This is a genomic window from Streptococcus sp. Marseille-Q3604 (assembly GCF_916619785.1).
In the GTDB taxonomy this organism is placed as follows: domain Bacteria; phylum Bacillota; class Bacilli; order Lactobacillales; family Streptococcaceae; genus Streptococcus.
In genome coordinates, this window is record NZ_CAKAKM010000001.1 from 764,628 (window position 1) to 778,529 (window position 13,902).

Genomic DNA, 13,902 nt, shown 5'->3' on the forward strand with positions numbered 1-13,902 from the left:
TGATTTGATTAATTTATAAATAGTCAAGATATATGCTCAGATTTGTCACAAAAAAGGATTACCTTTCGATAATCCTTTTTCTATTAGCTTAATGCCATGATAGCATCGATAAAAAGTTTCTTTGTGAAGTAACCGTTACTAATGAGATAGGCTGTGTGGCGAGCATTAGCCACCATCTGTGCATACTGCTCCTCGGTACATTCTTGAACGCAACGGTCTGCTTCTTCCAGACTTGAAACGACGAAGCCTAGACCATGTTCTTTGATATAGTCTGCATTTGAGAGGTAGTCAGGTACAACAACTGGGAGACCTGCGGCTAAGTAAGTAGAGAGTTTATAAGAGATGTTCATCTTATAGTAGTCAAGCTCGTCCTCTGGTTTTTCCGAATTTCCCCAGACCAGACCAAATCCTCCCTTAGATAGTTCTAGCAAAAGCTCATGTTTATTTCGCCAGCCTTCGAGGTGGACTTTGGAATAATCCTTATCCTCTTGTTTATCTGCGTAGACGTGGAGAGGGGTCGTTTGTTTCCAGTCTAAGATATGTGGGAAACGTGTTGGGTTTCCGGCAAAAATCATTTTCTTTTGGAAAGCAGGCTGGTGCAAGTCCAGACTATGAGGTAAGTCCCAAAGTTTTTGGATGATAACCTTCTCAACTGTTAGCCCTTCCTCAATTAGTCGATCACGCATCTTTTCAGATGGAACAACGACGACATCACAGAGATTGTACATATCAATATAAGAAGACATGAGATAGTAGTTACTATCAAACATGAGAGGCGGGACGTCATGGATAAACATAACGGTCTTAGCATTAACGGCTTTGAATTTACGGAGCAATCGGCTGTCCCACTCACTACCATTCCATGATGGAGACTGGAAGAAAACAATGTCTCCAACACTTAGTCCTGCTACAATCCCATCAAAGCGGGAATTAAGCTCTCCATCTGGCTCTTGACTACTATCATAGAAATAAATTCCTAGTTCATTAGCACCGAGCTCTCTGGCAATCTTCATGGTATCATTTTGGGCAATCAAGGCCACACTGCGTGAGGACTGGCCAAATAAATTTGTAAAATGTACGCGCATGACATACTTCTTTCTATTATATGATAGGAAGTCCTCTACTTATAAGAAACAATCATAAAAATAAGTAAGAGGATAAAGAGGGCTATGCTGATAGCCAAGGTCAACATTTTTCGAATCGGTTGGCTAGCCCAATAACTTGGTTTACCGATATTACTAGTGGCATCCGTTGAGAAAATCTGCGTTTGACGCGGTTGGATGGTCACTAAGACGATAAGGGCAACCGAAAGAATCACTGCTAGAACCATAAATACTAACATCATAAGACTACCTCAACAAACCAATAAGGGTGAAAATCAAACCGATGATAATAACAAGTCCGAGCATGATTGAAAAGCTCTTGTTGATTTTCTCTCCTCTGGTTTCTTTTTCTTTTGTGATAGGCTTTTGCTTGAGTTCTTCCATACGGCCTTCAACGTCACCGTAGAATAAATCTTTTTTAGACATGATTTCCTCCTAAAAGTGATTGTAAGCGGTCGGCCAACTCAGAAGCAGTCAGAGTATTGGCTTGAGCTTCTTGAGCTTGCATGGCCTCTTGCATGGCTTGATTGTCGCTTAGGACCTTCTTAATCTTGGCAACCATAGCTGGATAGTTCTGACTGGCATAGATATGCTCTGGTGCTGTATAGACAGGTCCATGAGCTGTTTCTGAAAAGGCCAGAATCAATAATTGATGTTCAAAGGCAGTTCGCGTCGCCTTGTACAATTCATTATGATGATTGATATCCAAGTAGAGGTCAGACTCTTGATAGAGCTTGTCCAACTGCTTGTGACTAGCGTTTGGATGGAGCACAACGTTTGAATAACGCATCATCGAGAGCAATCTTGGGGACATCTCAGTGACTGCCGCAATCTGGAAGGTCACATCAGGGAGTGACTCAACCAAGGCTTCTAAACGCTCAATTTGGTCTGAATTGGTTGCAATAAAGGCATTACGAGCTTTGCCATGATTTTCCTTGAAGTCATAGGCATAGCCAAGTGACAAGACCTTATGTTTTTTATCCTCAGGCACCAGCGTCAAGGCTTTTTCATAAGTCACCTTATCAGGAATGATGATGGCATTGGCTCTGGCTGAATTATCCTCTAAGATACCATTCATATTGCCTGGTAGGATATCACCCAGTGGCTCTTGCCAGACAAGAACATCAGTGGCACCCTTATTTTGCATAGTCCATGAGACGACGAAAGGTGTTGCCAAGCTATTAAAGATAATGTGATCGATATCACCAAAGACCTGAGCTAGGAAGGCTTTAACAAATTCGGTACGGTTGGCGAAACGACGAAGGGCTTGTCCTGGTAGAGTCAAGAGAATATCACTGGTGAGATGATTTTCCAATATACGTTCGTCGCCTTCTTTAGTTTGGTAGCTGGTAAAGAGTGCCTGACCGTTCTCATCATGAGTGGTTTTGGCAAAGCAGAATCCGTATTTGTTATAGTGGTCCACTTGGCGAATCTTTCCTGACTTGTCTAACCATTCGACACTTTTAACGATACGAGCCTTACTACCTTCTGGGTAGGTGATGCGGGCACGTTCTTCGGTAAGATTAGACACACGCGCCATCTGATTGTTCCCTGAAATTTCCCAAAAGGCTGGCACAGGAACTTGGTTGAAAAAGCGTGGTTTGCCAGTCTCCTCTTCTGCTTCTACATAGTAGGTGAAAGGAGAGAGAGAGCCTTGAGGGAGAAAACCATCTGGATTGATGACAACTGTTGTGGCATCATAGCCTGCTACCTGAAGAGAGTAGGCCAAGTCCTTACTGGCTTGATTGTAGTAATCACATAAGAATATCATGAGCGTACCTCCTCAAGTAACTGTTTCCAAGCTGCCTTGACTTGACTGGTCAAGAATCCTTTGGCAAGGTCATAAGATTTTTGACGCATAGCTTCGATAGTGCCTTTTTCATAGAGACGGACAATAGCATCCTTATAGGACTTGGTGATGACATCCACAACATGATTTTCAGCGACAGGGAGGAGATAACCGTTGACCCCGTCTTCGATAAAGGTTTGATTCCCATAAGGCACATCAAATCCAATCATCGGAAGACCTGAACCAACCGCCTCCATGAGGGTAAGGCCAAAACCTTCACTGGTTGAAGCTGTTAGGTAGACCTCGTACTGGCTATAAATGTCAGTCAAGTCAGCGTGCCCCATGAGTCGGATATAGTCGCCAGCTTGTGCTTCGACAATAATCTCACGCAACTTGGCATCCATACTACCACTACCGTAGATATCAAAAGTGATATCTGGCAGAGTCTTATGAACCTCGATAACCGCACGAACCAACCAGTCAATGTGTTTTTCCTGAGCCAATCGTGAGGCCGTAATCATTGAGAATGGCTTACGTGGTTTGTCCTGTCCAACCAATTCAGGCAGACTTCCAACTGGAATAGTGTAAATCTTTGGATCGTGGTTGGTGTAGCGATGGAACTGCTCTTGAAGAATTTCCTTCTGACGATCAGTTGCCACGATAAAGAAATCAACCTTGTCCGCATTGGTAAACTGGTACTCGTAATAGTTATTCCAGAGAATATAGTTGCCATCAGTTTGATTGACACTAAAATGCTCAGCGTGAACCACTACACCTAGGCGAGCAGCTTGCGCTTCTTCAAAGACCAACTGGCCAATACCTGTTTCACGGTCCAAGATGACCACATCATCCTTGGTTAGGGCTAGACGTTTGAAGAAATAGCGAAGGAATTCTTGCTTACCATAAAGAACCTGATCAGGAAAACGATAGATATCCTGATTATTGTCTCCGACAATCATGTCATAGGCTGTAGACCCATCTTCGTTATAAAAACGACGTTGGTAAACCTTGGCTTGATTGTCCTTAGGCGCAAAATACTCACTGCAGTAACGGGTGTAGGAGTAAAAGTCCTTGCGCAAGAGCTTATCGTTGACAAAATAGCTGACTGTTTCCACTGCATCTTCGTCCATCGCACGAAGGTTACATGCCACTACCATATCATCCTGTGGATAATGGTAACGAATGAGGCGACCAGCAACTTCCTTGCGCTCAGGATTGGCAGGTAAGATGGTCTCGATTTCTGCTAGGCTAATGGTCGATGGCGCAATCTTGATATCTGTAAAATAGTTATGGAGCCAGATGATTTCATCGTCTGAAAAACCAATCTTGCTAGTCATATGCTCAATATTATCCCCAAGGATGAGGTCCATAAAGACAAATTTTACTTCTTGCCCCATTTCCCTGAAAATCTTAGCACGATAGGCCTGAGCATATTCGACACCACTGCTGGCCCAACCTATGCCTAAATTAATGTTATATACTGTCATAATTTCCTTATTTTATGGGAAATGGCTGATGATATCTCCTTTTTTAGTGACTTGCACCTGACTAAGGAGAAGATTACGAACCATATCCTTTCTGATTTGACGTTTCATGGCTTCAAAGCCCTTGTAGGCCTCTTGGTAATATTCGACAATAGGGTTCTTTTGACTGAGTTGCTGGCTACCGATAGCCATTTGGAGTTGTTGTAGATAGTCTACCTGCTCTACCCAGTTGTCATCCACAGCCTTAAGCATGGATAGGCGTTGGAAATACTCGTTAAGTTCCTTGGTTTTCAACTCCTGCTTCTTAGCATCAAGTTCACGATAGGCAAACTGGTAGATGAGTTCCAAGACTTGCTCACGATTGTTGAGGTCTAAATCCTTAGGAATTTCATTGATGCGGAAGCTGATATTACGCAAGATGAAATGGTAAAGATTTTCCGCTTTTGAGAAATCTTCCTCAGCCATAGCTTGGTCGATGAAATCGTCAAGAACCTCGTCGATAACAGTGTCCAAACCTTGATTGTGGTAGATGAGACGGTCACGTTGTGCGTAAATCATCTCACGTTGGATGTTCATACTTTCTGCAAATTCAAGCGTTTGACGACGTGAGGTACGACCAGAACTCTCACTAGCTTCTTGGGCTTTTTCAACCAATTTACGATACTTGCGACCGGTCAGTTCCTTAGGCTCAATGTGATCATTAATGGCGTATTCTTTGTAGGTACGGTGAACCCATGATGGACCGTATTTCTTAATCACATCGTCTTCAAGTGAGACGAAGAATTTAGACATACCAGGGTCTCCCTGACGTCCAGAACGGCCACGAATTTGCAAGTCAATACGTTGACTTTCCATACGTTCCGTACCGATTACGACCAATCCACCCAGTTCAGCTACGCCCTTGCCGAGCTTGATATCTGTTCCACGTCCAGCCATTGAAGTCGCAACTGTCACGGCACCCATTTGTCCTGACTCAGCAATCATCTCAGCCTCTCGAGGTGCATTGTTGGCATTTAAGAGGTTATGAGCAATCCCCTCACGCAAAAGTAAAGAAGAATAAAGCTCTGACATTTCCACTGAACCAACGAAAATCAAGATAGGATTGTCTTTTTCATGATAATGCTTAACATACTCTAAAGAAGCAAAGACCTTCTCTGGCAGAGTCGCATAAATCTTATCTGGATAGTCGATACGTTGTTTCTTACGGTTGGTTGGAATTTGAATGACCTTCATACCATAGGTATCGAGAAATTCTTTTTCCGCAACCTTACCAGTACCAGTCATCCCTGAAATTTTCTTGAATTTTTTAAAGAGACTTTGGTAGGTGATAGAAGCCATGGCTCTGGTTTCTTGTGACAAGGCCACTAATTCCTTGGCTTCGATGGCTTGGTGGAGTCCACCTTGGAGCTTGGTCAATTCCAAGAGACGCCCTGTCGATTTATCAAGAAGGACCACTTCAGGCCCTTTCTTACCATCGCGAATGATGTAGTCCTTGTCCTTTTTATAGAGCAAGTGGGCACGAAGTGAGAAGAGCAAATGACGGGCAAAGGTACTATTTTCCTCATCGTAGAGGTTGCCGATACCGAGGTAGTTTTCAGCAGCCTTGGCACCTTTAGTGGTCAACCAAACTTCACCTTTTTCCTCTTTGAAGATGTAGTCTTCACCCTCGACCAAGGTGGTCATGAGTGTATCCATCATTCCATAGTAGTTGGACTGAACACGGGGCGCACCAGAGATAATCAAGGGTGTCTGCGCACTATCAAGAAGGACAGAGTCTACCTCATCAACGATAGCATAGTTAAAAGGACGCATGTATTTCCCGTCTTGGTTAGAAGCAAGGTTATCAATCAAATAGTCAAAACCTAGACTGGAATTAGTCGTGTAAACGATATCTGATTGATAGATGTCACGCTTTTCAGCTGGTTCCATCTCATTACTGCCTTCCACACAAGGCACACCAATCGTCAAACCTAGGAACTCATAGACCTGACCCATTTCTTCGGCGTCACGGATAGCCAAGTATTCATTGGTCGTAACGAGGATAGCCCCTTCACCTGACAAGGCATTAAGGTAGACTGGCATGGTTGCCGTCAAAGTCTTACCCTCACCGGTATTCATCTCAGCGATATGGCCCTGGTGCATGACAATGCCCCCCATGACCTGAACATCATAAGGAAACATGCCTAGCACGCGCTTATCTGCTTCACGAACAACCGCAAAAGCTTCTGGCAGGAGGTCGTCCAAGCTTTCTCCTTGGGCTAAACGCTCCTTAAATTCCTGCGTTTTATTTTTCAACTCAAGGTTGCTCAGACCAGCCATTTCATCGGCTAGGCCGTTGATTTCCTTGAGTATCTCCTTAACAGGGAGAATAGGATTCAGTTGTTTAAACATGTTCTTCTCCTGTTTCTTCCAGTTTTAAGCTGTAGAAATCCAGCTCTTTGACCCCAGCACTCAAGAGAGAAATACGATAGGTATAGGCATCATGAGGATAAACAAAGGTCATGTGGGTACTTTTTTCAATCAGTTGCTTAATTTCATTGCCATAACGGTCCAAAAAGCTGATTTTCAAAAAGACTGAGCCAGTTGGGACGGCTTCGAGATTGGCCGTCAAGTCGTAGCTATGCCCCTTTTTCAAAAGTGGGAGGGCAGGCTGGGTACGAGCAGCTTGATAGTTTTGGATAGCCACCCAAGACTGGATTTCCGTTCCTGATGGCACCAAAGGATTGTAAAATTGCACAGAACCATCTTGGCGTTTAACAATTTTTGAGCCATACATGTAGGCTTTGTGGTTTAAGCCCCACAAGATTTCTGATTTCTTGTTTCTGAACATTCTTACTCCTTCCTTCCAAAATCATTTTCTAAAATCATACGGTAAAAATTGACAAACCAAGTTGTCGCCGTATATGAATCATCGTTGTGTCGACCTGACGTTCCCTTACTGAGAATCTTAGCCCCTGAATAATAGAGGGACTTGGTAATATCCTCATAGGCCGTTGGATCCATATCCTCGTCTTTCATGTAAGAAAGACCAAAGGTCGTGTTTGAAAAATCTGCTTTTTCAAACTTATTCCAGAACTTCTGATTAAGGGCCTCAACACCCTCATTATCCAAGCGTCCTGTCTGCAAATGCAAGACATCAATTCCTGTCGGGAAAACCTCTGGTGCCAAAAGTCTAGCACGATTACCGATAGTTCCAACATTGGCTAGGGGTTTAGACATGATGATGGCATGAGGTTCAAAGTCCGCACCATAGTACATAGATGGGAAGGTTCCCATGGACATTCCAGAGAGAATGAGTTGACTATTGTCAAAACCTAGATAGTCCAAGTAATGTTGGATGGTGTCCTTGATACTATTTTCAAGCTCTTCAGTTCCCATGTAGAAGGCTCCCCCTTGGAGACGAGGGTCTGAAAAGAGCAAGAATGGGGTTCCCATCCCTTTCATCATTCCGAAACCTTCGAAACCTTCGGCAGGACGGAAACCTGAGAAGTAAACAGACAAAGGTGGCTTGAAATCCCCAGGATAAAAGAAATAGTTGATTTCCTGACGTTTGCTGTCGTGGAGAATACCACCACCAAGTACAAATTTACCGAATTGGAAACGGGTCAAACGTTGGTGAAGACCACCAATTGTAATCTGACCTTTGCCCTTCATTTCAAGACTAGCAGCCAAGAGGAAGGTCATGTCCTCATCAAGAACAATGGCCCCCTTGCGCATTTCTTCTTCTGAAACGATATAGGTCTTAAAAATACCTGCGACCGAACCTTCTGGCAAAAGATTGAGAATCAAACGACACTCGCAAGTCTCCTCTTTTTCAAATTCCAACCAAAGCTCGATAGGATTTTCCTTGCTGGCTCTGACATTATAGGTCCAGTCCAAGACTGGACTAAAATCTTGACCATAATCACCTTTTAAAATGACATTTTCATGACCATGGTAGGTCACTTGGCCAGTAAAATTGGGGTTAACCTGGGTCGTGAAAGGAAACATCTTATCCCCGTACTGCCCTGAAAAGAGCGCTTTTGAAAGGGTAAAGAGCAACTGTCCTTGATTTGAAAAATCAGTTGGGACAGCGCACATTTCCTTGATGAACTGAGCTAGAATCTCATCGGTCACTTCAATCGTTTGATCAAAGAAAATAGTGTGAGGAATCAAATGCTCTCTAATAGCCATCAATTCCTCAAGACCAGCAAGACTGTCCACAATGACAGCTGTGAAAGTCTTGATTTCGTCTTCTTCGATGGTTTCTTGCAAGGTCTCAAGCTGACCAAGATTGCAATAATACCATTTCATATTTTCAGGAATTTCCTGAATTTCTGACCAGTTGGATGGTCCAACTTGTAGTATTTTCAGGCGATTATCCTTGGTCATTCTGCTCCTCCTTCAACCAATTTTCCCATTTTTGGACCAAACGGTCTCCTGTGTTTTCCTTAATTTTCTCAATTGAGTATATAAGGGAACGGTTCCAGTTGTTCAACTGTCCCAAATAGTAGTAAGCCCCTTTTTCAAAATCGGACAAGTGCTTCAAGATATAACCATTTTCTTGGTGGGTCACATACTCAGACGCCACACGGTTAATCTGTGGAATACCAGCACTAATCCCTGCAATTTGTGTATAACGATTAGGCTCCTTGCTCAAGTCGACAATGAGTCGTGTAAACTGAAGGGCCTTGATAAGGGCAGTCTCGTCACGCAGGTCTTGGAAAGAAAATCGGCTGACGATTTCATTATTTTCTTCCAATTTATTTTCTGCACCACTACTTTCGACAACCTCTTCAAAGACTTCTGGACTCAATCGTTCTTCAATCATTCTTTCCACTTGATTTTGCAGGCTACCAAGTTGCTCTGGATTGGCATTAAAAGCCCCAAACTCAACCTGTGTCTTTGGATACTTAGCCACAAAAGCCAAGACCTGATAAATCGCCTCTAAATCCAATTGGTCAAAGTCAACCTGATAAAAGATCTTAGATTCTTTGACACGTTGACTGGTTCCCAAAGCCAAACGGGTATCGAAGGAAGCCATGTGTTTGAGTTTCTTAGCCTCTTCTGGATAGGCAACTTGAAGTTGCTCCAAGTAATCGTAACGGTCAGCAATCAACAAGTCTACTTGTGGCAAAAAGCCTGCATAGCTGTCAATACTATCGTCCTGATTACGTTCTGCGAACCAAGTCAAAATCTTTGTGTTGTCTGCTGGCAAGTGGTTGAAGAGGTGTTTGTTATGACGCAAATCTGAGGCGATAACAAAACGGTCCTCTGCTTCTACCTTTTCCTCCAAGAATTTAGTCAAAAATTCCCAGATAACTTCTGAAAGGTCACCGTAGTAACTCTTATTAAAACGACCTTCTGTTCGAGGGTTGGCTACAATCCCACGACCATCAAAGAAATGACAAAGCTGCCAAACTCCCTTGGCATTGAGGTAGTTTCGATAGCTTGGTTGTCCGTCTTCATAATAAAGACTACTTGAAATAAAGCCGCGGTCATCATAGATGTCTTCACGAATGATTTGCTCATCCTTATAGTAGCGAATCATGCCAATAAAACCTTCTGAACCGAACTCAATCTCGGCATAACGCTTGTGTTGGCATTGCACCACGATAGCAAACGGTGTGTGAACAAAGGTAGACCCTTCTGGCCATTCCAGGTCTGTCACCTGAAGGTTTTTCATATCTTCATTAGTGATACCCTGAATCAAGTCAAAAATAGCCGTATAGCCAACTTCCAAGACATCATGACGATGCAGGAAATAACGCAAATGCGGTTGATAGGCCAAAAGCAAAAGCTGAGGCGCTAAATCCTCATCCTGAAAAATACGAACTTGGTGCAAGCTGTCATCAAATTCAATTTTTTGACGGATACGGTACCAAGGATCAATGGCCGTCTTCCAAAATTCGTCCGTCTGTCCATACCAAGCTGGAATAAAATAATACATGAGTTCTCCTTCATTGTCTTTTCATCACAATACTTGAGATTGAGGGGCAGACCGATCACGCATCACCAGCCTGCCTCTCAACCCCACGAGGGGTGAGATATTATACATTTTCAAAAAGTGGGGTGTAGGAAGTGTTAAGCTTCAAGGCTTTCATTTCCTCGTTAACGTTGTAAATCATACCGCTAAAAATCAAGAACGTCCCAGGAATCATACTCAATTGCAGGTAATCTGGATTGACCAAGATAATCAGCATCGGAGCACCTGCCATAAAGAGCATGTAAAGGGCACCGATGAAACCAAGTCTAAGCACCAAATGGTTGATATAAGCACTGGTTTCTTGGCCTGGATAAACGCCGTAGATGTACTCACCTGACTTGCGCATACGCTCAGAGATTTGCTCACCAGAGACATTAACAAAGGCAAAGGCTAATCCTAGAACGAAGAGCATAACCAGATAAACAACCAACCAAAGAGGTTGACCGACCGTCAAGGCCTTGATGGCACCACTGGTCCACTTGTTTTCAGGATGGATAAATTGAATCAGCATAAAGACGTACTGTGGAATGCTGACTAGGGACATGGCATACATGAAAGGCATCCCTCCGGCTGGATTCAACATAATATCCAAGTAAGAATACTGTTTGAAGCGGTTATGAATATTGATTTTATTGATTGAGATACGGTATCTAGCCCTCTGCACAACCCCTGAAACATAGAGGAAAATCAAACTGAACAGAAGCAGAGGAAGCAAGACATTCCAACCAATACCTAATTTTTCAATACTATCCATGATTTGATAAGGCAGATTGGCCATCATACTTGCCATCAAGATGACAATGGAGCCCCCAATCCCAAAGAGGGAGTTGAGATCTGATAGCCAAACCAAGAAAAAGGTCCCTGCAATCAATAAAATGGTATTCATGAAAATAGCGAGACTAGCATTAACCCCTGAAACGATAGGTAAATTCAAGGATACTGCCAAAGATTGAACAATGGCAATCCCCAGGGCCAAATACATGCGTCTACGGTCCTGAATCTCAATGGGGAGATTTTTCAAGCCCATTTTCTTAGAGAAAGAAAACATCTGCCAGAGAATCATGGCCGACATCCAGGGCGACAAGCCCACTGAAAATAGAGACATGGACCTGAGGTTTCCCCCCATCATGGCACTAGAGAAAGCCAAGGAACCTATGGCTCCCCCAAAGATATTTGCATTTTTCAAATCCACAAACGGTAGAACCAATTGATTTCCCAAACAATAAATAAAGAGGAAAAAGAGGGTCCATAAGACACGTTTGGTGATTATCGATTGACTAATTTTTTTCACTATTACTCCTATTTCCTGCCCATAGACAGGATGATGTTATTTCGATTGAAACGAGACAGAGACGCCAGTTCAGCCTACTTATCCAAGCAAAGGATTACAGGCTCTTCTTACGCATTTGGCGAATGGTCTCAGCCATCTCTTTCCAACGATCTCTTGAGTAGGTTTGTTGGTTATGCTTGGTTGACTTAAGGTCCTCGAACCCTAAAATCGGTTTGTTTTCAAACCTAAAGGCATCAAGAATTTCCACTACTTTTCTTCCTGGATTGATATCTAGAAGCAAGTCACTGGTACGCAACAATTCCAAATCTAGCCCATTTAAGCCCGCAATGGCTGAGTAAACCGTCACATTTGGATAGGTAATCAATTGGGCCAGTTTATCTGCCACATGCTGTCGAGAGGCAATTTTAAACTGTACCTTAGGAAGAGCCGAGATAAGGTCCGTCAAATGTGGAATTTCTGAAATGTTGGTGTAAACCAAACAAGTAAACGGACGACCCTTAGGATAAATCATGTTCTCTGAAAGTGGCAATAAAGTGGCATTTTCAGCAACCTCTGACCAATCCATTTGAGCATAGAACCACCAGACCTCGCGATAAGCTTGGCAAGCCAATGGTAACCAAGGCTTACGGTGTGAGGCATAATGCACAACCTTAGGATAGTCTTGACCATTTGGCAGATGGAAACCAGCTAAACTAGACTTGGTAACCGCATAGTTGTTGTCAAAAGACAAGGGCAACCAGTTGTTACGGAAGACCATGTTTAGAATGGACTGCTCCGCAAATGGGACCTTATCATGCCATTCGCTAGTCATGTCAATAAAGTGACGTCTCATGTTGTACTGCTTCCAATAAGCCGTATCAATCACCATGAATCCTGCATCAAACATCGCTTGGCGATCCTGAACCTGAATAGCATAATCACGCACGGCAGCCAAAGGTCGACCTTGCAAATCAAGGGTAAAGAGGTCCTCTAGAGAACCTGTAACCACCATGTCACTATCCAAATAAAGGGCCTGTTCCTCAGACACAAAGTCCGCCACAAAATAGCGAAGATAGCTTGCATAGTTGCTATTAGTCTTGTATTGCTTGATATGACTACTATCCACACGACAGTTAATCACTTCACTACCAAAGGCAGCCAGATGACGGTTTAGTCCTCTAAACCACTCTTGAGAGAAATCATCGTTAATCAAGTAAAAACGAATGTTGCGATGATGGAAAACGATGGATTTGATGGTCGTAAGCACTTGGTCAACATAAGTATAGTTAGCTGCAAGAACAATAGCACGCTTTTTAGTCTCATAACGTTGAGGAGCTAAACTCAAGACCTGGAATTTCTCCTGAATGGAGCGGTAGGCATCAGAATCCGTGAGACCTTGCTCCTCCACATTTTTCAAGCAAGCCTCTAGCATCTGACGGTAGGTGACCATGTATTTTTCCAGAGGGAAACCATGACTAGCAACAATAGCCAAGCGTTCTTCCATGGCATAAACCAAGGTCATCATCCAGTCTTGCATCCAAGTCGCTGATGGCATCTCTGGACTCTCACGATATACATAAAGTCCCTTGTTGAGATAAACCGTACGCTCACTCATGAGATAGGCTTTAAGGTTGAAAAAGCCATCCTCCCCTGCATGCTCTTTTGGAAAAAGCAAGTCATTAAACAAAGAACGTTTGTAGAGTTTGCCTGTCGCAGAAATCAGAGCGATGTTAATGTTATTGGTTTCTTCAAAGAGACCATCAATAATCTGAGCCGGTGAATAAACCTGCTCATAATAATCTTCATCTTTGATATAAAAATAAAAGAGATCTTCCGATTCCTTATAGACACTGTAATTGGCCACTGCGATATCCGCCTTGTGGGCCTGCAGAGTCTTATAAAGTTCCTCCAGATAAGTAGACTCTACCCAATCCTCAGCATCCACGTAGGTGACGTAAGCTCCCTTAGCCTGACGAATACCAATATGGCGAGCATCTGAAAGCCCTCCATTATCTTTTTTAAAATAGAGGATACGAGAATCCCTAGCAGCATAACTACGGCAAATGGCATCACTATTATCTATTGAGCCATAATTGATGAGAATAATTTCAAGATTTTGATAGGTCTGACCCAAAACACTGTCTAAACATGTCTGGAGTTGATTTTCTACATTGTAAACGGGAATAATTACGGAAATTTTTTCTGTCATTTTTTATTTCTTATTTTTTCTAGCTAATACATTTTTTTATTTTCCTGTCTCAAACTTTCATAAGATAGCAAGGAACAGTCTA

At 43.0% G+C, this 13,902-nt stretch carries 11 protein-coding genes; all 11 read right to left on the bottom strand.

Annotated elements, in window-relative coordinates; genetic code table 11:
• Positions 1-83: 83 nt before the first annotated feature.
• A complete protein-coding gene (locus LG375_RS03255) occupies positions 84-1,085 on the bottom strand; it encodes a sugar transferase (RefSeq protein ID WP_195918218.1) in 1,002 nt (333 codons plus the stop codon).
• 35 nt (positions 1,086-1,120) lie between these two features.
• Complete coding sequence (gene asp5 / locus LG375_RS03260) at positions 1,121-1,345, bottom strand: accessory Sec system protein Asp5 (protein ID WP_002883546.1); 225 nt, start codon at positions 1,343-1,345, stop codon at positions 1,121-1,123.
• A gap of 4 nt (positions 1,346-1,349) precedes the next feature.
• Positions 1,350-1,529 carry an accessory Sec system protein Asp4 gene (asp4, locus tag LG375_RS03265; protein ID WP_002883547.1) on the bottom strand — a complete coding sequence of 60 codons (180 nt, stop codon included), beginning with the start codon at positions 1,527-1,529 and terminating at the stop codon, positions 1,350-1,352.
• Entirely contained in the window at positions 1,522-2,874 is a 1,353-nt protein-coding gene (gene gtfB / locus LG375_RS03270; RefSeq protein WP_211180666.1) for an accessory Sec system glycosylation chaperone GtfB, read from the bottom strand. Before gtfB ends, asp4 begins: the two co-directional genes overlap by 8 nt.
• Positions 2,871-4,379, bottom strand: a complete 1,509-nt coding sequence (gene gtfA / locus LG375_RS03275) for an accessory Sec system glycosyltransferase GtfA (protein ID WP_211180667.1) — start codon at positions 4,377-4,379, stop codon at positions 2,871-2,873. Before gtfA ends, gtfB begins: the two co-directional genes overlap by 4 nt.
• 12 nt (positions 4,380-4,391) lie before the next feature.
• On the bottom strand, positions 4,392-6,767 hold the full coding sequence (secA2, locus tag LG375_RS03280; RefSeq protein ID WP_225745279.1) for an accessory Sec system translocase SecA2: 2,376 nt from the start codon (positions 6,765-6,767) through the stop codon (positions 4,392-4,394).
• On the bottom strand, positions 6,760-7,206 hold the full coding sequence (gene asp3, locus LG375_RS03285; RefSeq protein ID WP_211180668.1) for an accessory Sec system protein Asp3: 447 nt from the start codon (positions 7,204-7,206) through the stop codon (positions 6,760-6,762). Before asp3 ends, secA2 begins: the two co-directional genes overlap by 8 nt.
• Before the next feature lie 2 nt (positions 7,207-7,208).
• Complete coding sequence (asp2, locus tag LG375_RS03290) at positions 7,209-8,747, bottom strand: accessory Sec system protein Asp2 (protein ID WP_211180669.1); 1,539 nt, start codon at positions 8,745-8,747, stop codon at positions 7,209-7,211.
• Positions 8,734-10,305, bottom strand: coding sequence for an accessory Sec system protein Asp1 (asp1, locus tag LG375_RS03295; RefSeq protein WP_225745280.1), 1,572 nt, complete (start codon positions 10,303-10,305; stop codon positions 8,734-8,736). The genes asp2 and asp1 overlap by 14 nt, the downstream gene beginning before the upstream one ends.
• Positions 10,306-10,405: 100 nt before the next feature.
• Positions 10,406-11,632 carry an accessory Sec system protein translocase subunit SecY2 gene (secY2, locus tag LG375_RS03300; protein WP_225745281.1) on the bottom strand — a complete coding sequence of 409 codons (1,227 nt, stop codon included), beginning with the start codon at positions 11,630-11,632 and terminating at the stop codon, positions 10,406-10,408.
• Positions 11,633-11,726: 94 nt separating this feature from the next.
• Complete coding sequence (locus LG375_RS03305) at positions 11,727-13,820, bottom strand: glycosyltransferase (RefSeq protein WP_225745282.1); 2,094 nt, start codon at positions 13,818-13,820, stop codon at positions 11,727-11,729.
• Positions 13,821-13,902 lie beyond the last annotated feature (82 nt).

Excerpts from the sequence above, each read along its gene's own strand:
- LG375_RS03255 (WP_195918218.1), bottom strand. The coding sequence starts at position 1,085 with ATGCGCGTACATTTTACAAATTTATTTGGCCAGTCCTCACGCAGTGTG.
- asp5 (WP_002883546.1), bottom strand. The coding sequence starts at position 1,345 with ATGATGTTAGTATTTATGGTTCTAGCAGTGATTCTTTCGGTTGCCCTT.
- asp4 (WP_002883547.1), bottom strand. The coding sequence starts at position 1,529 with ATGTCTAAAAAAGATTTATTCTACGGTGACGTTGAAGGCCGTATGGAA.
- gtfB (WP_211180666.1), bottom strand. The coding sequence starts at position 2,874 with ATGATATTCTTATGTGATTACTACAATCAAGCCAGTAAGGACTTGGCC.
- gtfA (WP_211180667.1), bottom strand. The coding sequence starts at position 4,379 with ATGACAGTATATAACATTAATTTAGGCATAGGTTGGGCCAGCAGTGGT.
- secA2 (WP_225745279.1), bottom strand. The coding sequence starts at position 6,767 with ATGTTTAAACAACTGAATCCTATTCTCCCTGTTAAGGAGATACTCAAG.
- asp3 (WP_211180668.1), bottom strand. The coding sequence starts at position 7,206 with ATGTTCAGAAACAAGAAATCAGAAATCTTGTGGGGCTTAAACCACAAA.
- asp2 (WP_211180669.1), bottom strand. The coding sequence starts at position 8,747 with ATGACCAAGGATAATCGCCTGAAAATACTACAAGTTGGACCATCCAAC.
- asp1 (WP_225745280.1), bottom strand. The coding sequence starts at position 10,305 with ATGTATTATTTTATTCCAGCTTGGTATGGACAGACGGACGAATTTTGG.
- LG375_RS03305 (WP_225745282.1), bottom strand. The coding sequence starts at position 13,820 with ATGACAGAAAAAATTTCCGTAATTATTCCCGTTTACAATGTAGAAAAT.